The 26,943-nt window shown below is 38.7% G+C and carries 19 protein-coding genes; 15 read left to right on the top strand and 4 right to left on the bottom strand.

Annotated features, from left to right (window positions below):
• Positions 1-43 precede the first annotated feature (43 nt).
• Positions 44-3,244 carry a carboxypeptidase-like regulatory domain-containing protein gene (locus I6J02_RS10830; protein ID WP_201678026.1) on the top strand — a complete coding sequence of 1,067 codons (3,201 nt, stop codon included), beginning with the start codon at positions 44-46 and terminating at the stop codon, positions 3,242-3,244.
• A gap of 25 nt (positions 3,245-3,269) precedes the next feature.
• Here I6J02_RS10830 and I6J02_RS10825 read toward each other — a convergent pair whose 3' ends face one another.
• Positions 3,270-3,851 carry a Maf family nucleotide pyrophosphatase gene (locus I6J02_RS10825; protein ID WP_201678025.1) on the bottom strand — a complete coding sequence of 194 codons (582 nt, stop codon included), beginning with the start codon at positions 3,849-3,851 and terminating at the stop codon, positions 3,270-3,272.
• A 3-nt stretch (positions 3,852-3,854) separates the two neighbouring features.
• Complete coding sequence (locus I6J02_RS10820) at positions 3,855-4,373, bottom strand: KdsC family phosphatase (protein WP_201678024.1); 519 nt, start codon at positions 4,371-4,373, stop codon at positions 3,855-3,857.
• A 995-nt stretch (positions 4,374-5,368) separates the two neighbouring features.
• On the opposite strand from I6J02_RS10820, the gene I6J02_RS10815 reads away from it, so the two are divergent.
• The 14 genes from I6J02_RS10815 to I6J02_RS10750 all read left to right on the top strand — a co-directional run bounded on the left by I6J02_RS10815 (position 5,369) and on the right by I6J02_RS10750 (position 23,488).
• Positions 5,369-6,370 carry a helix-turn-helix transcriptional regulator gene (locus tag I6J02_RS10815; protein WP_201678023.1) on the top strand — a complete coding sequence of 334 codons (1,002 nt, stop codon included), beginning with the start codon at positions 5,369-5,371 and terminating at the stop codon, positions 6,368-6,370.
• A gap of 32 nt (positions 6,371-6,402) precedes the next feature.
• Entirely contained in the window at positions 6,403-7,413 is a 1,011-nt protein-coding gene (locus tag I6J02_RS10810; protein ID WP_201678022.1) for a helix-turn-helix domain-containing protein, read from the top strand.
• A 256-nt stretch (positions 7,414-7,669) separates the two neighbouring features.
• The gene (locus I6J02_RS10805) at positions 7,670-8,671 is read left to right on the top strand and encodes a helix-turn-helix transcriptional regulator (RefSeq protein WP_236581799.1); all 1,002 of its coding nucleotides are present in this window, start codon (positions 7,670-7,672) and stop codon (positions 8,669-8,671) included.
• Positions 8,671-9,663: a helix-turn-helix transcriptional regulator gene (locus I6J02_RS10800; protein WP_201678021.1), complete on the top strand. Its 993-nt coding sequence runs from the start codon at positions 8,671-8,673 to the stop codon at positions 9,661-9,663. Before I6J02_RS10805 ends, I6J02_RS10800 begins: the two co-directional genes overlap by 1 nt.
• 107 nt (positions 9,664-9,770) lie before the next feature.
• Positions 9,771-10,673, top strand: a complete 903-nt coding sequence (locus I6J02_RS10795) for a hypothetical protein (protein ID WP_201678020.1) — start codon at positions 9,771-9,773, stop codon at positions 10,671-10,673.
• Between the two features lie 133 nt (positions 10,674-10,806).
• The gene (locus I6J02_RS10790; protein ID WP_201678019.1) at positions 10,807-12,081 is read left to right on the top strand and encodes a helix-turn-helix transcriptional regulator; all 1,275 of its coding nucleotides are present in this window, start codon (positions 10,807-10,809) and stop codon (positions 12,079-12,081) included.
• A gap of 143 nt (positions 12,082-12,224) precedes the next feature.
• Positions 12,225-13,265, top strand: coding sequence for a helix-turn-helix domain-containing protein (locus I6J02_RS10785; protein ID WP_201678018.1), 1,041 nt, complete (start codon positions 12,225-12,227; stop codon positions 13,263-13,265).
• Positions 13,266-13,458: 193 nt separating this feature from the next.
• Complete coding sequence (locus I6J02_RS10780) at positions 13,459-14,583, top strand: clostripain-related cysteine peptidase (RefSeq protein ID WP_201678017.1); 1,125 nt, start codon at positions 13,459-13,461, stop codon at positions 14,581-14,583.
• Between the two features lie 15 nt (positions 14,584-14,598).
• On the top strand, positions 14,599-15,516 hold the full coding sequence (locus I6J02_RS10775; protein WP_201678016.1) for a DUF5106 domain-containing protein: 918 nt from the start codon (positions 14,599-14,601) through the stop codon (positions 15,514-15,516).
• Positions 15,517-15,975: 459 nt separating this feature from the next.
• Positions 15,976-16,587: a DUF3575 domain-containing protein gene (locus I6J02_RS10770; RefSeq protein WP_201678015.1), complete on the top strand. Its 612-nt coding sequence runs from the start codon at positions 15,976-15,978 to the stop codon at positions 16,585-16,587.
• Positions 16,588-17,617: 1,030 nt separating this feature from the next.
• Positions 17,618-19,003: an Mfa1 family fimbria major subunit gene (locus I6J02_RS10765; RefSeq protein ID WP_201678014.1), complete on the top strand. Its 1,386-nt coding sequence runs from the start codon at positions 17,618-17,620 to the stop codon at positions 19,001-19,003.
• Positions 19,004-19,122: 119 nt separating this feature from the next.
• Positions 19,123-20,049: a FimB/Mfa2 family fimbrial subunit gene (locus tag I6J02_RS10760; protein ID WP_236581798.1), complete on the top strand. Its 927-nt coding sequence runs from the start codon at positions 19,123-19,125 to the stop codon at positions 20,047-20,049.
• 100 nt (positions 20,050-20,149) lie between these two features.
• Complete coding sequence (locus I6J02_RS10755) at positions 20,150-21,532, top strand: fimbrial protein (protein WP_201678012.1); 1,383 nt, start codon at positions 20,150-20,152, stop codon at positions 21,530-21,532.
• Between the two features lie 120 nt (positions 21,533-21,652).
• Positions 21,653-23,488 carry a FimB/Mfa2 family fimbrial subunit gene (locus tag I6J02_RS10750; RefSeq protein ID WP_201678011.1) on the top strand — a complete coding sequence of 612 codons (1,836 nt, stop codon included), beginning with the start codon at positions 21,653-21,655 and terminating at the stop codon, positions 23,486-23,488.
• An 869-nt stretch (positions 23,489-24,357) separates the two neighbouring features.
• Here the strand turns inward: I6J02_RS10750 and I6J02_RS10745 are convergent.
• Both I6J02_RS10745 and floA read right to left on the bottom strand, forming a co-directional pair.
• Positions 24,358-25,650 carry a DUF3472 domain-containing protein gene (locus I6J02_RS10745; protein ID WP_201678010.1) on the bottom strand — a complete coding sequence of 431 codons (1,293 nt, stop codon included), beginning with the start codon at positions 25,648-25,650 and terminating at the stop codon, positions 24,358-24,360.
• Positions 25,651-25,888: 238 nt separating this feature from the next.
• On the bottom strand, positions 25,889-26,875 hold the full coding sequence (gene floA / locus I6J02_RS10740) for a flotillin-like protein FloA (RefSeq protein ID WP_201678009.1): 987 nt from the start codon (positions 26,873-26,875) through the stop codon (positions 25,889-25,891).
• Positions 26,876-26,943: the final 68 nt, after the last annotated feature.

Genomic DNA, 26,943 nt, shown 5'->3' with positions numbered 1-26,943 from the left:
AGAAGAACTCCTGTATTTTATTTGTACAATTAATGATTAAAAAATGAAAGTATTCAATATACTACTGTTGCTGTGTGCAATGGTAACGTTGCCTGTATTTGCACAGACAGGCAGGCAGGATACCACTGTTACTTTTCAGGTAAAAGGAAACTGTGGAATGTGTAAAAAAAGAATTGAAAAAGCTGCTATTACTGCGGGAGTGCATCAGGCATCCTGGAATAAAACCAAGGAGTCAATTACGGTAACATATAACCCTTCGAAGGTCAGATTAAACAGTATTAAGCAACACATTGCGGAGGTTGGTCATGACACAGAAGGCATAAAAGCAGAACAAAAGGCTTACGATAATCTTCACCAATGCTGTAAGTATGAACGTACACAAGCGGCTCCGCCCCCCATTACCGAACCCGAGGAAATGTCAAATCACAAACAAGACAGTACAGCTACCTTTAAAGTAAGCGGTAACTGTGGAATGTGTAAGAAAAGAATCGAAAAGGCAGCCCTTACAAAAGGTGTTGAACAAGCAACGTGGGATGAAAGCACCGGAATAGTCTCTCTTCAATATGACAGTTCCAAAATAAAATTGTTGCAGATCAAGCAGAATATCGCAGCTGCAGGACATGATACGGAAGAAGTAAAAGCAGATGATAAAGTATATGACAGTCTTCATGAATGTTGTAAATATGAACGTCTCGCAGCAGAGCCTACAGATCCGGTATCCCTAGCTAATACAGGTTCTGCAGTTGGCCGCGACAGTACAATTACGTTTGCAGTAGCCGGAAACTGCGCCATGTGTAAAAAAAGAATAGAAGCTGCAGCTCATATAGCAGGTGTTAAGTCTGCTGTCTGGGATATCAACACAGGCCTACTGACCGCCACCTACGATTCTTCCAAGATTAAACTGGGACAGATCAAGAAAAATATAGCAGAAGTCGGACACGATACAGAAGGTATGAGAGCAAACGATGAAGCCTACCAGAGTCTCCATGAATGCTGTAAACACGACCGTTTGCAAGAAAACGGATCGGAAAATGTATCTGTAGCAGGGAAAAGCAAAGATGAAGTAATGGGAGTAGTGGTAGAGGAAAGCAAAAACGGATCGCTGACCCCTATCCCCTCGGTAAATGTGAGATGGCTGGAGAAAAAAGACAGTCAGACATTAACCAATGAAAACGGAGTTTTTAAGATCAGACATGAAAAGGGTTTAGCAAAGCTTATCATTTCATTTGCCGGAATGAAATCTGATACAATAACAGTAACTGATCTGAATAAAGTTCTCGTAATACATGCAAAAGAGAATGTGCTTGCTGAGGTCGTTGTATCCCGTTCCCGTAAGACAAGTTATGTATCCAACATGAATCCCGCACGTGTGGAAGTACTGACTTCCAGAGAATTATTTAAGGCGGCCTGTTGTGATCTGAGTGAGAGCTTTGAAACCAACGCTACTGTAGATGTAATCAGCAATGACGCTGTCACCGGAAGTAAGCAAATTCAAATGCTGGGCTTGAGTGGTATTTACACACAACTCACCGTAGAGAGCCTACCTGGTCCCCGCGGATTAGCGACTCCACTCGGATTGAATAGTATCGCAGGTCCCTGGATTGAATCTATACAGATCAGTAAGGGAATAGGATCTGTAGTAAATGGCTATGAGAGTATGGCCGGACAGATCAATGTAGAACTGAAGAAACCTCAAAATTCAGAAAAGCTTTACTTCAACGCCTACGCAAACAATATGGGACGTACAGATCTGAACCTTAACCTTTCTCAAAAAATCAGCGACAACTGGTCCGTAGGTTTGTTGTTACATGATAATTTTATGTACAATAAAGGGATGAATTTCAGCAATAACGGCTTTCGTGACCTGCCTGCCGGTAATGTGTTTTCAGGAGTCAACAGATGGACCTATCAGAATGGAAAAGGGCTTATTGCACAGTTCGGAGTCAAATATTTAAAGGATGACCGTACCGGAGGACAAATTGATTTTGATGAAAAAACAGATAAGCTTAGCACAAACAGGTATGGACTGGGATTTGACATTAACCGATACGAAGGTTTTGCAAAGATCGGTTATGTATTTGAAGGCAATTCTCACCGGAGTATAGGTTTGCAGCTATCCGGAACATACTACGATCAAAAAAATTATTTCGGAACACGCACCTATAATGCAGAACAAAAAAACGGGTATGCAAACCTGATTTATCAGGACATTATAGGCACAGTAGCCCATAAATACCGGACAGGACTTACACTGACGTATGACAATGTGGACGAGACACTTGCAGGCACAGACCGCTATCTGCGCAAAGAAGTTGTATCAGGAGCTTTTGGGGAATACACGTATAGTCCGAATGAGAAATTTGATGCCATACTGGCAATGAGAGCTGATTACAACTCGCTGTATGGATGGTTTGGAACACCACGTGCACAACTTCGATATCAGCCCGTCACAGGTACGACATTACGGTTAAGCTCCGGAAGAGGACAACGTACTGCGAATATATTTGCAGAGAATATGTCCGTATTCGCAAGTAGCCGGGCATTGGTGATCCGGTCCGAAAATCGTTTTGATAAAGCGTACGGCCTCCGTCCTGAAGTATCCTGGAATACGGGATTAAGTATAGACCAGACGTTCCGTATGTTTGGAAGAGAAGCTACAGCATCGATGGAACTATTTTCCAATCACTTCCAGAATCAGGTAGTCGTAGATTATGAAAACCCAAGAGAAATTGCCTTTTACAATCTTACGGGTAAATCATACTCCAACAGCTTGCAAGCTGAACTCAGGTTTATGCCTGCACCAAGATTCGAAACACGCATGGCTTACCGTCTGCTGGATGTTCAGACAGACTACGGAGATCAGCGGTTAAGCAAGCCTTTATTAGCCAAACACAGAGGCTTTATGAATCTCGCATATACACTGGAAAGCGGATGGAATTTTGATTACACCTTAAATATTGTTGGTCAGAAAAGACTGCCTTCTACCGCAACCAACCCGGCTCCATATCAGCTGGAAGAATATTCACCTGCTTATGCGACTATGAATGCACAGATAAGCAAAACATTTGGAGCATCCAAAAACTTTGACATCTATGTAGGAGCAGAAAATTTCACCAACTATTTTCAGAAAAATCCCATTCTGGCCTATGACGATCCCTTCGGGAATTATTTTGACACCAATATGCTATGGGGGCCACTTTCCGGAAGATTGTTTTACACAGGAATACGATACTTTATCAAATAAAAAAAAGGAGCTAGGCTCCTTTTTTTTATTTGATATTCTTTAATTCCTGATACAACCTTGCAGTGGGAAGCCCCACCACATTGGTATAGGATCCTTTAATCTGATCAATAGCCACTAGCCCCATCCATTCCTGTATACCGTATGCTCCGGCCTTGTCATAAGGTTTGAAATGTTCGATATAATAGTCTATTTCATCTTTGGACAGCTCAGGAAAAACCACATCCGTACGTTCTACAAAAGTACGAAGTTCTCCTTTCCACAATATAGAAACAGCCGTCATCACCTGATGTGTATAATCAGAAAGCATAGACAGCATACGAAAAGCATCATCCCGATCCTGCGGTTTACCGAGGATTTTATGATGAGCGACCACAATAGTATCAGCAGTGATAAGCAAATGATTCTCATATTCAGCATTCCTAAATGCAGTAGCTTTCTTCTCCGAAATAGATTGCACTATCTGTTCCGGTGATAATTCCGGATCAAAGGATTCATCAGTATCTTTGACAATAACTTTAAAATCTATCCCCATTCCAGACAGTAATTCCTTTCTTCTGGGGGATTGGGAGCCCAGAATCACAGGTATATTCTTTAAATTATTAAGCATGGATTATACACTTTTCACATTCATATCATCATACCATTTATCCTGTAGTTTGAGCGTTTTTTCGATCAGTTCGCGAACCACTCCCTTGCCCCCGCCTAAGCCGGAAACATAATGAGAGATCTGCTTTATTTCTTCTACTGCATCTGCAGGACAGACAGCTACTCCTACAGCTTTCATACATTTGTAATCCGGCATATCATCTCCGATAAACATCACATCCGGCAATTCAATGCGGAACCGCTGCATAATATCCTGAAGCAATGTCAGCTTATCTGCTACACCTAAATGGATTTCCTGTATACCCAATCCTTCCAGACGTCTTTGCACACCCGCATTCTTCCCACCTGAGATCACAATAATCTGTAATCCTTTTGACATCGCCAGATGCATAGCATATCCATCCTTTACGTTAAAAGTACGCAGTTGTTCTCCATGTTCATCAACCTGTACCGTACCATCTGTCAATACACCATCCACATCTATAACAATAGCTTTTAATCTAGCCAATTCCTGTAAAACCATATTTCAATCTTTTCTATCAAAAGTAAAAATTAAAAATCAGAATGCCGTCCCCCGAAAAGAGATTGATAAGGACATTTTATTATCCATTCTGGACAGACTATCAAATTTATGTCAAGAAATAGTTGTTAACACAACTTTTAGATGAAATTATTTGGAACAATCCTTGTTTAATATGTATCTTTGCAGAAGATAATTCAGAATTATCCGTTGTTTTCAGAACAACCATTAAAATGTCTTTTCATAATTTAGGTTTATAATTGGTTAGTAACGAACCCTGGCGCCCATCGTCAGGGTTTTGTTTTTTTATACCTTTCACAAAAAACCTTCTCTCTCCTTTTCAAGGAGAGATTCTGATGTATCGGGAGAGAGGTTGATTACGGAATCCAATACTAACCACAGACTTTTACTTTCATTGTTGGTGGGGACACCAACAAACGCCATAAATAAAAATGAACTTTCCGGCAAAACCCTGCTCTCTCCTTTTCAAGGAGAGCCCGATGTATCGGGAGAGAGGTTGATTACGGAATCCAATACTAACCACAGACTTTTACTTTATTGTTAGTGGGGACACCAACAAACCCAATTGCTGTCAAGTACACCAACAGAGATATCACGCTGATAAGTAAACCTGTTAAATCCTTATCAACTTTACAAAAGGTAACATATATTTTTTGTTATACTAAACAGCAATCCGTACTATTCCACAGCTAAACAAACCACTTAAATAACAAAAAAATAATATACTCTACATAATAAATTTAATTTAAAATAAAATATAATTTCGAAATAAAAATATTTGTAAAAAATATTCACAAATAATACCAAAAGGCACAACAAGTTAATTAATCACCACAATAAGACCTATATAAGCAAATGTCCTATTGTGTTATTTAAATATCCTTTCCTTTCCTTTTACTGTTTTTAGTTAATTGAAATTTGCATATGTAAATCATTATGTGCAGGAAACTGCACACACAACTATCAGTATAGCGTATATGAAAAAAATACAGTTAGATCTTACATATACACTTACACCTCAATGGCTGCAACAATTTGACAATCTGATTGGCATCAAACCAGTTGATAATAAAATAATCCACCTTTCTGAGGAAATTGCTGAAGGAAGGATCTACTTTTTAGAATTAATGTCCGGGTTATCCGTCATGTTGAGAGATATGATTGTTCATCAACCTATACTCTTTAGCCGGAAAGCAAAGCAAGATGATTTGGTGTTCGTGTATTATGACTTGAGTGAAAATATTAGTACTCATATTGTAAATGGTGTCGGTCATATGGTTGGTCTCAATTCTCCTTTTGATATGGGAATAGTCGATTCATCTGTAGAAAGTACCTACATACCTATTTTAGGTGAAAGAGTGTATTCGCTGTGTTTATTGGTTAGCAAAGAACTTTTAATAAGGCTTTTTAAGGATCATATTCAAAAGAGTAATAAGAATATCTATTTTGACCCTGAACACAATACTTTATTATTTTACGGGCATATAGACAGTCGCAGTAAATTATTACTTAATCAGCTTAAAAGAAAATCGTATAAAGATCCGTCTTACGAACTTTTTTTCAGGAGCACTTCTTTACGCTTGTTTGGCTTACTTATAGAAGGATTCAGCAAGATAAGCTATCCTTCGTTCAAACTGTCGGAAGTAGAAATCAAAGGAATCTTGGCTACTCAGGAATACATATTAACACAACTGTGGTTAAAATTTCCAGGCGTCGGCACTTTATCCAGGATGGCAGGAATGTCAGAATCAAAATACAAATTAGCTTTTAAAAAGATCTTTAACGACACCCCCAATAACTTCTTTCTGACAGAAAAGTTATTCCTCGCTAAACGGCTATTGCTTAGCGGAGATTATAATTCCATATTAGAAATTGCTTACGAATTAGGTTATAGCAAATCCAGCTATTTCTCCGCTGTATACCGAAGCAAATTTGGCATCCTTCCTGGTAGTGTAATTGTTCGGAAGAAGTCTTCCTGATTTTTTTTATTCAAATAAAATTGAAATTAACCATGTTAAAAGTAAAATGCAGATTTAGTGTAGAGACGAATTGGAAAGAAGATTTAGCTATACAGCTAAATGGAAAGATACAGGGTAATTTTGTTGAAATACCTCCCTGTATGTATCAGGGAATAAATTATTTACTTGAAGTGGATTCCAATTTTTCAGTTTGGTTTTCTAATGGAAAATATTACAAAACTATTAGCATTCAATCATTGGAGAATACACAGCCAGACTTTTTCTTTCTTATCTTCTGTTCAGGTATTGGCACAATAACCCTATTAAATAATAATAAAAACCATAAATGGAATTATGGATTTGTCTTATTGGACAGTGCAGACAAAAATCACTTTGTCATTGAAGCGGGTTCAGAAAATTGTGTATTGGCAATTTTTGTAAAGAAAAAAGCGCTGAATCAACTTTTCGAAACTCATACCGCTGATCCGTCTCAAAAATATAAGCTGGAAAACACATTAGCGAAATTTGGCAGGGCCAATCCAAGAGCATGGAATGTACTGAACGAAATCAGGCATTTATCACCTGTTTCTGTGAGTTTTGATTATTTTCTTACCGGTGCTATGTATGCCCTATTAGGAATTATATTTGATGAAATCACAAATCAGGATAGAAGTTTTGCAGATCTGGAAGATGCTGATATCACAAGAATACTGCTCACACAAGAACTTATCATTCAGCGATTAGACAAAAATTTTCCGGGTATTAAGATGTTGGCCTCCATGGCCTACATGTCCGAATCCAAATTTAAACATCTGTTCCGCAAAATTACAGGATTCAGTCCAAACAACTTTTTTATAAAAAACAAACTGGAACTTAGCAGAAAAATAATGGAACTGGAAAATTCTTCAATAGCTGAAATCGCAAAGAGAATGAATTACTCCAGTCACTCTTATTTCTCAGAACAGTTTAAAAAGCATTTCGGTTTGCTTCCCAAGGAATATCGGGCGAATCTCTTCCCTCACTATCCCCAAATTGGTGAAAACCCAAAATATATTGATGATTAACTATAATATTAGAGCTTTGCACTAATTTTTATGCTCTGTATATTGTTGATTCTGGAGTAAATAAAATAAGCTCCTTACAAAGGGAAACAACAACTCTAAAACATTGTATTACAAAGAATTACAAAATTAAGCAAAACAAAAGAAAATGTCATTAAAAAGTCAAAATCATCGGATTCATTCCATAAAATAGGCGCTGTAACAAAACAAATACACTATTTCTATATTACATTATTTAATTTAAACAGTCATACTACCTTTGAAAACCAAATCAGTTGATGACATGGAAATTATTCATGAGAATGGTGTAGATCCCTACTGGATATATCCCCTTGCCCAAAAACTGGGAGGGGAAGTAGAAGGGTCATTTCTAAAGATACCAACAGAAGTACTGGAAGGCACCTGTTATTTTACAAAAGTCAGCGAATCTATTTCTACTTTTATAATTGACGCAGTGTTTAACCAATCCCTTATATTCTACCTGCGAAATTCGAAAAACAATTTTGTAACTCTTCACTTTGACTTTACTGAAGGTGACGCTGTACATATCCTGGATAATGTTGCCAATCCTGTTGGCCGATGGGATTATAATGTAGCATTTTATGACAGCAGCCTTGACGCAGATTATATTGTACAAAAAGGAAGTAAAACATATAGTATAGATATTCATATAGATAAAAGAGAATTAAGGCGAATTCTTTCAGAATTTCCTCAGTTCAGGGATATCCTAAACACTATGTTTGATTCTGAAAAAAACACTTTTTTACGATATGGACGCACCAGTAACAAAGCCTGGTGGCTGATAAACGAATTAAGAAATACAAATCAGGAAGATCCTCTTTATGAAATTGTTGTCAAAAGCACGGTGTATAACCTGTTGAGTGACTATCTGGATCAGGCAATGAATCAGGAAATTCTTTTAGAAAAAATAGTAAAAGAAGATTTGGTTTCAATAATTGATTCGCAATCCTTTCTGATTACCCGGATTGAATCTCCATTCCCGGGCATAAAGGAATTGTCGGCACGGGCAATGATGTCTGAAACGAAATATAAGACCCTATTCCGAAAAATAACAGGCTTGTCGTCCAATGCATTCTTTCTTCAGAATAAACTAACCTATGCAAAACAAATGTTGGAAACAGGACAACATACCATAGGCGAAGTGACAGCACATTATAGTTTCACTAATGCATCCTATTTTGCAGATCAGTTTAAAAAACTGTACGGAATACCTCCAAAGGATTATCTAACACACATGTAATGAGACATATTAAACACACCTACAGTTTGAATCCTGAATGGCTGTATCAGTTAGCTCATGCATTTGATACCGATATCATTGATAATAAACGGAGTACTCTTCCCAAACAACATGGTTATGGTGAAACTATATTCTTAGAAATCATGCCTGGTTTTTCTATACAATTGGTTGATGTTGTCTATACTACAGCTGTAAAAGTAACGCGCATACCTACCAAAGAAGATATGTATGTGGTTTATTATGATATCAGCGACAACTTTAATCAGCATATTATTGATGGTACAGATCACCGGGTTGGTTATTCTTCTAAATTCGGGATGGGATTTACGGATGGTAAGGTGGAGAGTACTTTTATTCCGGCAGTTGGTAAACGAAACTTTTATCTCAGACTTTTTATATCCAAACCCTTATTACAATCGATGTTGGCCGCATCTAAACCCGTACAGGAAATCGAGGCAATATTCGATGAATCAAAAAAAGTCCTGTCCTACTACAGGCATATGGAGAGCACTACACAGCTCTTATTAAATGATTTAAAAAACCGTTCGTTTGCTAATCCGGCTTTTGAATTACTTTTAAGAGGGATTTCCCTACAAGTCTTTACCAACCTGATCAGACGCATACGATCGTATGATGATAAGCTATATAAATTACCACAGCAGGATTTAGAGAACATGGATAAAAGTATAGCCTATCTGACAAAGGATTTACAGATGGATTTCCCCGGTATACAGAAACTGGCCGAAATAGCAGGCATGTCAGCTTCCAAATATAAAACACTGTTTAAAAAGATTATGAAAGATACACCTCAGCAATTCTTTCTCAGTGAAAAATTACTATTGGCAAAGGATCTTCTTAACGGTGGAACTTTTGGATCGATCAGAGAAGTGGCACTGGAACTGGGATACAATCAGTCCGGATATTTTGCGGCCGCCTATAGAAAAAAATTCAATCTTCAGCCTGGTGAAAATTTTGTAAAATCAACAGAATAGGTTTAATTTCATCTTAATATAGTACTTTAATATCCTATTTTATCCTTCCTTCACTGTTATCTATCCTATTTTTACACCTTCAATAAGATATTAACGTAAAGGAAATTATGAAAATCAAAAAATACATCATCATAGAGGGACAGCCTGTTCTTTTTCCTGTTGAATTTTTGCATGCAGATATGGTTGATAAGGGAACAACAATAGATAGCGCAGGAACATTCATTCTTATAAGAGACGATAAAGATCAAAATATAAAGGTAAAATGTATGGGAGAGAGTACTTCGCTTTCCGTCAAAAGCCATCCGTCAACGGACGAGATACTCATAGCAAATTATCTGGGACTGAATCCGGAACAACCTGCCACGAAAGTCATACCTGCTATTAAAGCCCATCTCAACAGTGACAAAGAATGCCTCTCTGCTTTTGCATTAGCTATGTCAAGGGTATACAAAGAGCTGATTCATGCCCGCAATAACCGTATCACCCTCCCTCCGTCTGTGGGTAAAGGATATATGTCTCTGTCGGAGCTTAGTGTTGGTCTTGCTCTTTTCAAGGCTGAAGTAAAGTTTAATAACCGGGTAAACTTCTTACGCAGTGTCGTTCCTTCAAATGCACATTTATATATGCATTTCAATATGAGTGAAATCCCGTTTTTTATAAAACAGGACAATGGGAAACAATTGAATGTTGGAGACAATTGGATAGAAGAAATGTTTTATTCAAGCAGTGGAAAATCAGTAGAACTGGAAGTCCCGGCAGGCAATTGGGCTAAGTGGATAACCATTATCATACACCGTTCCTGGCTGATAAACAAACAGTTAAATTATAAAGTTGATATTGGAAGTGGGCTTATTCATGATTTTCTGAAAAACAGAACTATGCAAGGCATTATCAGTCTGCCTATGGAAATTATGGTACTTGCTTTTGAGCTGCTGCAGGAAAAGGACGAACAGACATATATGCGGCTGCAGACAAAAGGAAAAGTGCTAAAATTACTCTCCTATTTTTGAGATTCTGAGCAAGAATTACGAATCCAATTATTTCTACCTTAATATAGTATTTTAATACCTTATACTATCCTCTTTACCTAATAATCCGACATAACTTTGTACTAATCAATAAGATATTAATGTGTGAAAGCGTATGAAAATAAAAAAATATATTATTATTGAAGGAAGTCCGGTTCTGTTTCCTCTTGAATTTATGCACTCGGATATGGTTCATAACGGTGCTAAAATAGAAAGTGCAGGTTTTTTCATAATTGTACAAGACAGTAAAGCCCAGCAGTTAAAAGTAAAATGTATGGGAGAGAGTACTTCTTTGTCCATAAAGAGCCATCCTGAAAAAGACGAGATCATAATTGCTCAGTATCTGGGACTTGACACCGGAAAACAAGATGATAAGATTGTATCTGAGGTTAATGTATATCTGAACAGTGAAAAAGATTGTCTACATGATTTCGCTCAGGCAATGTCAAAGGTATATAAGGATACGATTCTACCAAAGAACAACAGTATTCATTTACCCTCTTCTATAGGAGAAGGCACAATATCTATGTCCCAACTCAGTACAGGTCTGGGTCTGTTCAAAGCAAATGTCAGATTCAAAAATCCGGTTAAGTTTATACGAAATAGTATACATTCAAATACACATCTGTTTATTCATTTTAACCTTAGTGAATCTTCATTCATTATAAAAAAAGACAACGGACAGCAAACCGATGTCGGCGTTGACTGGGAGGAAGCAGTGTTTTATTCCAGCAGCGGAAAATCAGCAGAACTGGAACTTCCTGAAGGGAAATGGTCTAAGTGGGTTACCATTATCATACACCGATCCTGGCTGATAAACAAACAGCTAAACTACAGCACGGATATAGGTCAGGATCTGATACAGGATTTTCTTAAAAATAAAGCGATGCAGGGTATGCTCAACCTTACTATGGAAGAAATGTCTCTGGCTTTTGCTTTGCTGCAGGAAAAAGACAACCAGACTGATACACGACTTCAGACAAAAGGAAAAGTACTCCAGTTGCTCTCACATTTTATTACAAGACACCTGCAGGAGGATACACCTTCTCAGTATGCTGACTTTTCAGATGTATCCAGAATTATGTGTGTAATCGGAAAGCTGGAAAAAAACCTAAACAGCAGCTGGCCAACAATAAACCTTATAGCACATAAATGTTTGATGAGCCGCACTAAATTTATAACACTTTTCAAAAATATATATGGCAAAAGTTACCATACAATGATGATGGAAATCCGCATGCAAAAAGCTGCTGAATTTTTACAAACCGGCGAACCCATTTCAGAGGTTGGTCAAAAGGTAGGGTTCTCAAATCTCAGCCATTTTGCAAAAACATTTAAACAGATATTTCATATTGAACCCAGCAGATACAGACAAACAATCAGTCACTAGCATAATATTTACGACCCTCTGAGCTGGATATATCTATATAAAACCTTCATAATTAGTCTTATTCCAACAGTTAATTAGCTTATTCTAGCCTATTGCAAGGCACTGACAATGTAACTTTGTATTCAGGCAAATAAACAATTATCATGACATTTAAATTAGATTACTATCTAACAACAGATGATCGCTGGCTCAGGAATTTCTCAGATATACTCAGCGAAATGACCGGACATGTAAATGAAGTGAGGGATAACAATTTAATATTACATCCTGCTATAGGTGAGGGAATGTTTGAAGTGATCACTTTTGGAGACGGACTCAGCCTATTAAGAGTAAACTGTATCTTTCATATCAATCTGAAAATAAACAGAAGCCCTGATCCCAAAAACGAGGAGTTCATTATACACCTCAACCTGAGTGAAAGTCAGGAATGTACAATCAGCGCCAATAAAAATAAAACAGATTATATACTGCCCTTTTCAGAAGCTGTACTTTATTCTTCTTCCGGAACCGGACTACAGACAGATATACATAAGGGTGATCATATCAAATTCCTTATTCTCATTGCTGACAGGCGTTGGATTACCCATAATGCAGACAGTGAGACATGCGATTCTCATGTTTTGCAACAGTTTCAGGATAACGTTCCTGTTCATGGCTTATTGAATATGGACTTGGTGGATTTCAATACGGCATACGAAATACTCCATATGTCACTACCAACTCCTTCTTCTTTCAAGTTTCAGATACACGGCGCAACACTAAGCCTCCTTGCTCATTTCTTCAGAAAAATTTATATCCGTGAACAGGCTCTAAATAAAGAACTATCATTAGGAAGTGAGCCCTTTACTAAACTCAAAGAAAGATTGATTCGTCAGCTGCACAAACCCTGGCCACCTCTCGAGATCTTAGCCGGCGAACATAACATGAGCAAGACAAAATTTATACAATCCTTTACCCGCATCTTCGGCAAGAACTATTCACAGTTCTATCTGGACGCCCGTATGGAAAAAGCAGCTCAAATGATTCTTGAAGGAGTAAGTATATCAATAGCGGGTATGGATGTCGGATATACCAATTTAGGCCATTTTTCAAAAATATTCAAAAGATACTATGGTATATCACCAAGACAGTATGTTAAAGAAAAAGAATTGATTATAGCGCAGACACAGGTTACTGTCGCCTGAATATAAATAGCTGTAAAAGCAAGACTGCATAAATAAACCGGCTCTTTTAAATTATAAAAAACGGTTTACTATCATCATAAAAAGAAAGCCATATTCAGATCTCCATAACAGGATAATACAACGAAGCTATCGCCATATGGTCTAAAATAAAAATGCTAGTGATGTCTCCTAAACCCATGTAAGCAAAAAAAACATGAAAACTTTGTACATTCTATTTTGCCTTTGTTACCTTTTGATGTTCTCAGGTTGTCGCAAAGACTCCCCGGATATTCCGGAAAATGCTGCTATCTCCCGTACTGTTCTCGTGTATATGGGAGGGAACAATAACCTGCAGTATGAAACATACGATAAAATCGAAGCATTAAAACAGGGATATAATGCCGATATGGGGAGATTACTTATCTATCAGGCAGTACAGGATGCCACCCCCCGTTTATTAGAGATTACTACAAATTCCTCTGGCAAGGTGGTCGAAAAAGTGTGGAAGATCTATGAAAAACAAAATACGGCAGACGCGAATATATTTGTCAAAGTATTAGCTGATGTCAGGAAGACAGCCCCTTCCAAAAGCTATGGACTGATCATGTTTTCACATGCTTCAGGCTGGCTGCCTCAAAGTACACTACTCAAGCCGAGAACACTATTGCAGGATGACAAAAATGATCTGGAATTGCGAGATTTTGCCACAGCTTTGCCCGATAACAGCTTTGACTTTATAATCTTTGAATCCTGTTTTATGACAGGGATAGAGGTACTGTACGAACTTAAAGACAAGACGCGATACGTCGTAGCCTCGTCTGCAGAAATACTTTCTCCGGGATTTACGCCTATATATGCACAGCTCCTTCCCTACCTTTATAAAGAAGAAGCGGACTTAAAAGGTTTTTCTCAACGGGTATTTGCTTATTACAACGGCCTCCGTGGCGACTATCGGTCAGCTACTATATCGCTGATAGATGTCAGACCATTGCCGCAACTGGCAGGATGGGTACGCACAAATGTCTCCGGGTCTTTACCATTAAATGACCTAAGCCTTATACAACATTTTGACAGATACACAAACTACAAACTGTTTTTTGATTTCGCAGATTATTATAAAAGATTAGCTCCGGTGGAAAGCCATGAAAAACTTCAGTCTCTTCTGGACAAGATCATCGTTTTTAAATCGTCAACTCCACAGTTTTTATTAGCACAAAATGGTTTTATTATCCGGACACATAGCGGCCTTACAAGTTACATACCACAGGCCCGTTTTCTGTATCTCAATACCGAATATGCAAAACTAAAGTGGGCAACAGATACCCAAATTAATCCATAATTGCTCAAAGTGAATATGAAAAAATTGCTTTTTTCACTCCTGTATGCAGGGTTTATCATTTCCTGTCAATCTCCGAATCAGGCGATTCATGAACAGGAAGAAAAAGATTCCGATAGTCTTAGTGCTTCTATTCACGGACAGGAACATAAGTATTATCTTGCTAAACATTATTGGGATGATATACCTTTACCGGATAGTCTTTCTGACATCGGACTAGAAGGCTTTAAAGAGTCTTTGGAAGACTATCTGCTACTTCTCCAAACGTTCCCACCGGCAATGGCTAACGAAACAATGAGGGGATTTCTGAATAGAAAAGTAACTTCATCCACCTTAGTTATACAAGTGGGGGATCTGATAGAGAACTACCTCTACAATCCGCTGTCTCCTCTTCGGAATGACAAACTGTATGCTACCTTTTTGGAATATAAACTTACATTTCCAGGGATTGAGGATATATTTCTGGTGCGTACCAGATACCAGCTCCATATAATTTCAAGGAACAATGTAAACCAAACTGCAGAAGATTTCACATACATCACACGCAAATCAAGAGAAGCGTCTCTGTTTACTACAAAAAGCAACTATACACTCTTATATTTTTATAACCCCACCTGTCCCTTCTGTGAGGAAACAACAAAAAAAATGATACAGAGCCGTATATTAAACGAATTTAAAACGGTCCGTCAAGGACTCGCTATTCTGGCCATCTGTACCGAACCATCCCAAAAAAACTGGTCATCTTACATCAGATCACTCCCTTCAGACTGGATCAATGGATATAACGATAAGATATCTAATCAGCAACGGTATGACCTGCGCGCGCTACCTTCATTATACCTTATCGATAAAGACAAGAAAGTGCTTCTTAAAGACGCACCATTTTCTCAGATAGAATCCGTACTATCAGACTTAAAGGCTCAGGAGGTATTGTAAACAAATGGCATATGTATTCAGAAAAATTGTTCTTCTCTCCTTTAAAATTGGATATCCGATATGATCCGGGGGGGATCATACCGGATCTTAAGAATACAACAATTATTAGCCGATAAGGCTCCATATCAGTACTGTATAGAAAAACCTTTATGCTGGTAAACATATTCATTCGAACAAACGCCAACCATATTAAACCTGATTACCCCATATTTCCAAATTCTAGTGCCCTAATACGTACATAGCTATCCGCACAAAAAGCCTTAAAACATCTTTATCTGATTCTATTAAGCTAAATATAGAAATGATCAATCCAATTGGTTTTAAAATCCATAGGAACATTTTAATCTTTTATCATTCCCAATCTTTGCAATAAAAGGGACACAACTAGCCTGAAAGATTCGCCTCAAATGTGGATCAGTCTGATCACGTAATATAAAAACAGAATTTACATCACATCATATGAAACCAAAAGCATCAATCCTTGTTTTACTAAGCCTGATTTTAAATTGTTCTCTCCTGATTGCGCAGTTCCCTAAAAGCAGATATAATAACAGTGGCGGCAGCTGGGTATTCAAGAGCAATATAGCAGGATTGGCTATCGGTAATATCAATTTAGCAGCAGAAACCATTATCAACGAAGATTATGATTTCCCAATTACTGTACATACATCCGTCTCTTACAATTCATTAAAAAAATATGCTGGCAACACTAAACTCAGACATATCGCCCTACAACCTGAATTCAGAATGTGGATGCAGGGTGAAGCTTTTGAGGGATTTTTTGCCGGAGCCAACCTCAATTACGCTAACTACAATGCGGGTTATATATCACTTAGCAAATCACTTAAAGATAATTATTACCAGGGATATCTTTTCGGGGTTGGTATTGCCGGAGGGTATCAGCTGACCATTAGTGATAAAATTGGTGCTGAAGCCTCTCTGGGGATTGGTTACGCCAATATGAAACATGATGTATACAAGAAATTAAAATACAGTGAAAAGCTAAGGTCAGAAACCTACAATTATATAGGTCCGAATAAATTCTCTATTTCACTGGTATACAGACTATAACACATAGGCTCTACACAGAATACTGTTTGAGAAATAAAATTTATTGATCGTCTTTAATATACATCCAGTATGTTTAAGCGAGTCTTATATTCTCTTCAAAGGTCGAGTTAATCATTGTAACCAATCCATCGAATCTGCTATCACAGATACCGGTCACCTATAAATTCTTTTACGTAACCACTACCCGACTTTTCCGTAACTATAAATTTCACAGCACATTTCACACGGTACCGTCCTCCCCTTTAACGAACTTTTTTATTTGCAAACCATTCATTTCGAACATTTGAGCACAAAAATATACAATTACAGATCTCAGAGATTCCAAATAGAATGCAAATACAACCGGGCTATATACTATCCGTCTTCAGACATGATATACAGAATATGCACTCATACGGCAATGCTTACAACTTTATGCACCGTCGGACGATCCTTATACAGGGCAAGAAGAATCTGATGTCCTCCACACGTTCTTAAAAAATGAACGATCCCGATAGTTTTAAGATTAGTCGGGATAGCCTTCAGCGTGTTGATTATGGATATTTGTATTGAAAAAAATATTAATTAACGACATGCATCAAAGCATAATAAAGCTTAGGACACAAACATTCACAGATTACTAAACTCAAGTGAGCCGATAGTTTTTAAACAGTAAAATTTCTGTTTTGCTGAATTCCAGTAAACAGATCTTGAGGAACATGACACAACATTTTTTAATAACACACTGACTTCCTATTATTTCCATATTCGGATATACAGAATCCTAAGGAAATGTAAATCCGAAAGAAAAACAGATGCCTTATTCTCTGAAAATGCCGGATCACAATTTCAAAACAGGATATTATTTTATCCTCTAGACTAAGCAAACAGCATCGGTAAAGGTGGAATATTCTGACAATCAGATTTGTACACAGCATAACATCAGCATTCATAATTGACCTGATCAGAACCTTGCAGAATCAATGTGTATATGAAATTAACACATAATATAGAAAACAAGAATAATAATTTAACACCAAAAAGAATGAGTATGAAAAAGTACGCCATTATCGCTCTTGCAGGGTTAACCCTTGCATCATGTAAAAAACAAGGAGGAGAGCCCTCTCCTGTTGTACCCGGGGACGAAAAAGATGCCCGTGTAACCCTTAATATTACCCCCTCTGCCAACATCGGGACTTATGCCAGTACAGTAGGATCGGATAACGGTACCGCAAACGAGTCAAAGATTACGACTATTGACGTATTTCTGTACAATGAGGACGGAGGACTTACTCCTGCGGGATATAAAAGGTTTTCTGGTGCGGAAGCCAATCTCTCATCACCAAAAACCATCGAAACGAAAACAGGAAGAAAAAGGATTTACATCGGCATCAACTTACCTCAGTCGCTCGCCGACCAGCTAAAAGCAAACTTCTCAGCTATGCAGTCTCCTTACGTTGTCAATATGGCGCAACTGGCCACAGCTAATGACGGCGTAATGATGTTCAATCAGGCTGTAGCATCACTGACTATTAAAGAAGGTAACGATCCGGATAATAAGATCAGCATTCCGGTGGCACGTTTACTGGCCAAAGCAGGTATATTGCAGGGAGCCAACCTGAGTCTGAATACACAAGGAGGTGCGGTATCTGATCTTCAGTATACTGTGGGACAGCGCAACAAGCAGATATTTATAGGTAATCTGTTTGACTTTAAAGATGCCAACTGGACATTTATTGATCGCACTGCCAATGCTGCAGGCTATAATGCTGCATTTGAACCCGTACTTAGTAATGAATATAAGCCTGTAGATGCAAAAGGAACTGCTACAAATGCACTTAAAACGGTATATATTCCTGAAAACACTTCCGAAAAAAGTGAGCACACGCAGTTGACTTATATACAGATCAGATCAAAATTCACCCCAACTACAGTAAGTGATGGTACCCTACCAGCAAGCGGAACATTTTATGTTGTATTTGGACAGGTAGGTAGTAATCTATATATGCACCAGTTGTATTTTGCGAGCAAAACAGAGGCGGACAAAGAAGCAGCCAGCGACAAATATAAAGTAACAAAAACTGTAAACGGAGTGGCCACTACGGTTTCTCAATCAGCTGTACTTACCTATGAAAATGGACTCTGCTACTACCGTTTGTACCTCAATGAGGATCAGGCTGCCGGAGCCAATAAAGCAGGTATACTTCGTAACACCTTCTTTAATGCACAAATTACCAAAATCAACGGTTTGGGTACACCGAAAGAAGGACAAGTACCGGGCGAACCTGGAACACCAGGTAATCCGGGCGGAGGCGTAACACCGACAAATCCTGTTGATCCGGAAAAACCTATCGTACCAGGAAACGTAGATGCAAATATAGAGGCTACGATCTCTATTACACCTTGGAAACTAATAACAAGCGAACACGAAATATAAAGAACAATTGTAGAAAAAAGGAGGGAGAAAGAACAAACTCACTTCCTCCTTTTTAATCTAATCTTATAGAATAACAAAAAAACAAACGGACGAAATAACAGCATGATACACAGATGGAAATGATGAAACGATATCTACAGCACATTTACATACAGCTTCTGATAGTAACCATGCTGATGGTCACCATAAACAGCTGTATAAAAGATGATTTGTCACAATACACCTTTGATATAATGCTGAGCTTTACAGACAAAGCAGGGAGCTGTCCGGACAAAGTCGTATATACGGGTACTGCAAGTATTGTTGTTTACGCATTTGACGAAAAAGGCTATTTTGTGGATAGATTTACAGAAAAAAATATTACATTCTCTCCGGAACAAACCCTCAGGGTAACGCTTCCAGAAGGAAATCATACACTCATCGCATGGGCAGGAACTGTACAGGGACAATTTGAAGACAGACTACTTGTAAAAGGAGAAACACGTATTGACGAACTGACAGTACCTTCATTCACACTCAAAAACGGTCTAAAAGTCATGTCTGATCAGGTATTATTCCATGGCGTATTAAAAAATGTGAATTCTGAAACCGCAACATATACACCGGCACAACGAATTGATCTGCGAAACATAACCAAACCACTTTATGTCTCTGTAGAAAAATATGATATTCAAAAGCGATATCAGGTCAGAATAAGTCATAATGCTGCAGTGAGCCAGTTTGAAAGTGCTGAACTGCTCAGCACTGATGATCATTATACGATGACTGATCTTGAGGAAGATCCCACGACAGCAACATATACCGGCAAAACGGGATTGCTTTGGAGACTCGAAGACCGTAACCCGAAAATTACGATCAGGGATATGGACACAGGAACCGATGTATTCAGTGCAAGTGTAAAGGAACTGATGGAAAAACTTCCCCAGCTCAACCTTAACTGTGAACCCGCTATTAATCTGCAGATTGTTCGCAAATTCCCTACAGAGGCAAGTATTACCATTCTGATTAACGGATGGAAACTTATCGAATCTGAAGGTTCTATATAAAATCAGAAAATAACCCACAGCAAAAATTGCGTAATAAGCTTAAAAAGCTGTGTCACCATAAAAGCCAGTTGCTATAAACGGCGATCAATAATACAAAAAGATGGAAAAAATACGACTACCGATATTGCTGATGTGTATCTCCATGATTACACTGCTTTCCTGTAGCAAGGAAAAAACCATCACTGATGATACAACAACCGGAACAAACAACACCAAGGACATAACATTTACTGTAGCGCTGCCCGGCATGTCACAGAATATCAGCACGTATGCCATCACCGAAAATGAAGAGAATAAGATCCGTACCATTGATGTACTTGTATTTTTGGTTAATGGATCCAGTGAGACCTATGCCTACAGAGTACGGGGAAGGAATATCAAACAGCTAACGGCTAATACTGTTCAATTTCAGGTATCACTACAGACACATGCGACGAACCGCTATCGTGTTGTGGTCATTGCCAATGCAAAAGCAATTGTAGATGGGATCAGTTATGGAATAAATGAGAGCAAAGCAGCAGTAACAGATAAGCTTTTGATCAATAAACCTACTCCGTGGAATACTACTTCCAGCAAAGACTATGATCTCTTTCCCATGTGGGGCGAAACTAACGATATAATTATTAGCGATAAAGTTCCGTCATTGTACGCACCCCTTCTCCGAAGTTTGGCCAGGGTAGATGTAAAGGTAAGACCCGAATTGACTACTGATTTTACCATGACCAGTATCAGTGTGTACAACACCCGCATCACTGGCAAAATAGTGCCCTTCGCTGAGAATTTCGTTGGTCTAGGAACATATGTAACCAATCCATCAATGTATACTTCATTCCCTATCAGCAGCACTCCATGGGTATATACTACAGAAGCACTAAGCTCCGAACAGCAGATCTATTTATTTGAGAATGCTCCAATTACTTGGACCCCAGGTTCACCCAAATCACTCTGTCTCATCATAGGAGGTAGGTATGGTGGCAGCAGCACAGAAACCTATTACAAGGTCGAGTTTTTGGATGGTTGGCAGAGCTCTGCTTCCGTGTTACGCAACCATAAATATACTTTCAATATCATGGGAGTTGACGGAGAAGGATATGCCACGAAGGAATTGGCTCTGGCTGCCAAACCTTCCAATATGAAGGTTTCCCTGTTGACAATAAATGAGAATGAACTGCCCATTATATACTTTGATGAACATTACTATCTGGGGCTGCAAACAGATCTTATTACTTACACACATTCTGCTACGGGTCAGCCTTACAAAATAAAAACGAATGTCCCGGGAGGCTGGCAATGGACAAGTGATCAACCCTGGATTTTAGTGACTCCTAATATCGGTACAGATAACGCAAATATAAGTGTTCTTATTAATGAAGGTAATCCAATACCACGATACGGAACAGTCACCATTATCGCAGGGAAAATAAGAGCTAAAATAAAAGTCTATCAGGGGTATGGAACTAATCCCTTACCAGATATACCCTGACATAGTCCTATCAATCCGTTTGATTGGTTTTGTAGACTATATCAAACGGATTGATACTTTGAATTTAAGATCTGATGCTAACTATCAAATTAGTTGTTAGCTTAAAAATATTAAAACAGCATGAAACAAAGATTTTTTTTAATCATCTGCATATTGTTTATCACAACACTTTCTGCCTGCAAGAAGATTAACAGCCCGGAAGAAATCAACAAAGCAGACGAACAGCAGGTCACACTACGTCTGTTGCTACCGCAGCAAAGCGATAAGGCGGGTACCTACGCTATCAGTGAAGTCGATCAAAACACTATCCATACGCTGGATATACTGGCTTTTAAAGTGGCTGATGACGGCAAAGAGTACTATGCCTATCGCAAAAAAGGGGTATTACTGAGTCCCAGTCCAACAGCCGGCGAAGTCAACTTTCATGTCGATCTGCTCAAAAGTGAAGACAAATACCGCTTTGTACTTATTGCCAATGCCGCTGCACAATTGCAGGCTATCCCCGAAAAAGCAACGACAAATACCGAAAAGGAAAGCCTGCTGAGCAGTATCAATTATACCATTACCGCTGGCTGGAATGCCAACTCATCAACCAACTTTACCCCATTGTCCATGTGGGGCGAAAGTACGGTCATAAATGGTATCAGCAACAATACTTCCGGTTTTAATGTCAGCATGCTACGCAGTCTGGCCGCTATAGATGTCACTGTGAGTGCTCCTGATTTTGTGATGGAACGGGTGTATGTATACAATATGCCCAACAAGGGTCGTGTAGTACCACTGCCTGCCAACTACGATGCTGCTAGCCGTAGCGTAACGGCTCCTAGTCTGGTCACGGGCACTACTGCATTGACAGCAGTAAACTATGTATCCGGAGCTACTGAATTATCAAACAGCATTTTTCTTTTTGAGGCTGCTGCAGCTCAGTATATCGGGCAAAGCACTGCGACCGGACTGGTAATAGCCGGGAAATATGCGGGTAGCGCTATTACCACCTATTACCGTATAGATCTGGCAGATGAACAGGACAAACCATTTCCCATACTGCGCAACCATCGCTACACCATTGATATCAGCAAGGTACACGGTGACGGTTTCGGATCTCAGGCTACAGCATGGAGCAGCAAGTCCATGAATATAAATGCGACCGTTGTCGAATGGAAGGAGGGTTATGTTCCTGAAACCAACTCTACTTTGAATTACCTGAAGGTCAGCATGGACAGCATTACCATAGCGCGTTCTGCCAAGACATTATCGCTGGAGGTCCGCACCAATGATTTGGCTGCCATGACACTCACTGACATCCCGAATTGGGTTACGGTTACGCGTCAAAACAATCCAGAAAAGGCAGTTTTTACATTAAATATTCCAACTTATACCTATCCACAGGGAGTCCGTGTCGCAAAACTTGCGGTCAATGCCGGACGGATCAAAAAGATCATCACCATTATTCAAAGCCCTCCACCGATAGATATAGGGCTACCGTTTCTGGTTAGTGGAAGTAATCTGTCAGGAACAAAAGTCCCCTGGCATAAACGGGCTAATGTAGAATACGGACTACATGTAAATATGGATGCATCTCAGACGCAGAAGCCCGGTACTCCATATGCGGAGAGCTGTGCTGCACTGGGCCCAGGCTACCGGCTACCAACATACAATGAGCTTATTCAGCTTGTTCCTCCAGCTTCTCCTTCCGAAAGAGAGAATATTGATACTCAGCTTGCAAGTAAAGGTGGGGCAAAAATAAATAATACAAACTTGGCCACCACATTTTTATCATCATCTACTGCCAGTAATCAGGGTAATTATGCCTTGTATTTAGGTTTGAGTAATCTTTCAGGTGGTACAGGATCCAACGGGGTATACTCAACGGGAAACTATCCTAAGAGCAGCTATGTATGGAATTCCGAAATAGCCCGATGCGTCATGTCAAAAAGCAATGCTCCTCCGCTATAATTAAGCCTTCATGCGGAACGCGTGCGCTAGCATAGTATTAAATAATAAGAAGTTATAGTAAAGAATAAGCTATGCGCCTTTAGTTAGCGCACGCCTGTGGCGTGTGCTATATTGAGCGCCAGCAGAGAATAATAGGATAAACTATAGTATGATATATTAGAAATATCTCTCTATAATTTCTAACTACATAAGAATAATAATCACTTCATTGATTCAATTTCTCATCGGATATATGTTTAAACAAAGTATTATTACCGTTAAAAAACACCTGTTTCGAATAACAGAAAAATCTGTAAGCCTGTAATTTAGAGTAAAATAATAAACTCCATTTTCGGATCATATAACAATAAATTACTTACATAGTTCGAACAGCAAAAAAAGATTTAAATTAAGTGTGTTGTGTTTTGCCCGGATTTCCTGCTATATAAACAGAAAATCAAAACCCAAAAATATTCTGATAAGTCAGGGAATCGGGCATTTTTTACAAATATTCATTCACTTTCTAATATAAAATTTACAAAACAAATAACCAGCATCCAGACCCTTACTACTATTCGGTAAATTAAAAGAACGATTTCATCCTATTTAAAATGACATCGAATGTTATAGCAGCTATAAATTCCTCTCTTTTGTAAAGAGGGTTAGCATAAAATTAAGAGGAAATACCATACCAGTACGAATCTTAACTGTTGAAATACTTTAGTCGTTACTACTCACTTGCATAGGTAGATATCAATACATCTTATACTCATAAGATTTTTTCACACAAACTAAAGGACTGGAATTTTCAACCAAAAAGAGTCCGGAATAATTTCCGGACTCTCTTTGTTATTCTTACTTTATTAATTCACTACATTAGAATGCAGATCCTATTTCAGCGGCAACTTGTCTAAATCAATCTGAGGAGCTTTGCCTTTTGAAGGACGCTCAAAACGGGAATCAACCACCGTTTTATCCTTAAAAAAACCACAGTTTCTCAGATAAAATGCTCCATCGGCTACTCCGCCGGCATAGTCAAGACGATATCCCTTCCGGGCAGTCTGATCTGCTGTAAATTTTGCCTTTGTACACTCTATCCAATTACCCTGCTGATTGCGTACCCATTGATTATCAAATTTAACGACACGTTCATATATTCCCTGATTAGGGTTGAAGTTCTCCAGAAAAGAATGGAATCCTTTTAGATATGAATTTGTTTTAGGTCTTTCAAACTGCGCGATCAATTGCCATTTCCCCTTTTCGGGAGCATAGAACCAGGCAGTATATTCTGTATAATCATTTGCAACAGGGCGTCCTCTTAACAAGAATTTATAGGTATTACCTGTAATCCAGTTATAGCGCAGGAAACTCTGCCCACCCGAGCCCTCATTTCCGAATTCACCTGTATTGACGCCTTCGCCTTTAGCTTTCAGAATTATTTTATGATCATCCGGAATAGCTTTGGGATCATCTGTTGTAAAAGGACTCCAAACGGAAAAGAGAATTCTCCGTTCTGTCTTACTATTCACCTGCATGCCAAAGTAACCTCCCGAAAAGCCATTGGCCATATAATATGATCCTTCCGTATCATTTCCCTTGCCTACAGTCACTTCGTTATAATAGTACTCTACATTACCTTCCGGCTGATTGTAACCCAGGTGTACAGAAGGTCCTCTCCGTCCCCAATAAAAGAAATTTCCCTCATTATTGGGAACAAAATTTGCAGAAGCAATAAAAGCTTCCTTACCTGAAATCTCATAACCTTTAATGGCCGCAAAGTTTGTTTTAGGACTTAGGGCTTTTAGTACCAGAGCATAATATCCTGAATCATTCACAGTCCATTGCCCCAGATCTATGCCGCCTGTATTTTTTACGGTGATTTTCTTTTTCTGTTGTCCGATGCTGATCTCATATTCTCCTCCTTTGTTTACAGCATCAATGATTACACTCAAATCAAAACTTCCCTTTTCAGCAAAGCGAACGAAAGTCTTAAAATATATTGCAGGGTCATTCCAGGATTGGATACCAGCATCCGTTATCAGACCTTTACCATCCGGTAAAGACGGATATTGCCATGTATTACCTGCTATCGGTAGAAAAAATTTAGTTGAACCCTTTTCGACAATCTGCTGTGCAAATGTCAAAAGAGGTGCTAAGAATAGAAACAGAATTATTTTTTTCATATATGCAATTTGATTTTTAATGGTCATCTGCGAGTTGGTGGATCTAAATTCTATTCATCGGTAGTTGGGTAGTTGTGCTACATGTATATTTCAGAAACATAATTAGATCTGAGCTAAATATAGAGGAAACATCTCTAATTCCCCTTTCATCAAATGGTCTGAAAGCACAAAAAAACCGATTGCGGTTTAAGCAATCGGTTGATTATTTTTATAATATTTCTATTACAATTCGGTCAGCCTATTTCTGGCTCCCTTTATCTCCAGAACCCGGACGGGCTATGGACGATCGCATATCAGAATCTGCCTGTATATTTTGCATTTTATAATAATCCATTATACCCAGATTTCCATTACGAAAAGCTTCAGCCATAGCTAATGGAACCTGAGATTCGGCTTCGATTACCTTTGCTTTTGCTTCCTGAGCCTTCGCTTTCATTTCCTGTTCTGTTGCAACGGCCATTGCTCTTCTTTCCTCAGCTCTTGCATTCGCAACCTTAAGATCTGCCTCTGCCTGATCCGTCTGTAGCTTAGCCCCTACGTTATCGCCGATATCTATATCTGCAATATCAATAGACAGGATCTCAAACGCTGTCCCGGAGTCAAGTCCTTTTGATAGTACTGTTTTAGAAATACGATCCGGATTTTCTAAAACTTCTTTATGATTAGCAGACGAACCGATAGTTGTCACAATTCCTTCACCTACACGTGCAAGAATAGTTTCCTCTCCGGCACCCCCGACCAATTGATTAATATTAGCCCGAACGGTTACACGCGCTTTAGCGATTAATTGAATACCATCTTTTGCAACCGCAGCCACAGGAGGAGTATTAATAACCTGAGGGTTCACCGACAACTGCACAGCATCGAACACATCACGTCCTGCCAGATCAATAGCAGTAGCCAGTTTAAAGTCCAGTGGAATATTCGCTTTATCGGCTGAAATAAGTGCCTTGATTACTTTATTGACATTGCCGCCCGCAAGATAATGGGTTTCGATATCATTTGAGGTAATTCTTAGACCGGCCTTAGTTGAGGTAATCATCGCGTTTGTAACCAGAGAAGGTGGTACTTTACGAAGCCGCATTAACACAAGATTTAGCAAACTAATCTTCACATTAGATAGTTGCGCTGTGAACCACAAATTGACAGGCAAAAGATACAGCAACAGGAAAAAGGCAACAATGCCTCCGATAATAAATAATACTAAGGAAATTTCGGGATTCATAACTTTTTTAATTTCAGATTCCTTAAAGATAACATAATTTATTTAATTCTCTTCCGATCGATTTATTC

The sequence above is a fragment of the Sphingobacterium spiritivorum genome (assembly GCF_016725325.1).
In the GTDB taxonomy this organism is placed as follows: Bacteria; Bacteroidota; Bacteroidia; order Sphingobacteriales; family Sphingobacteriaceae; genus Sphingobacterium.
This window is presented reverse-complemented; position numbering and strand designations above follow the sequence as displayed.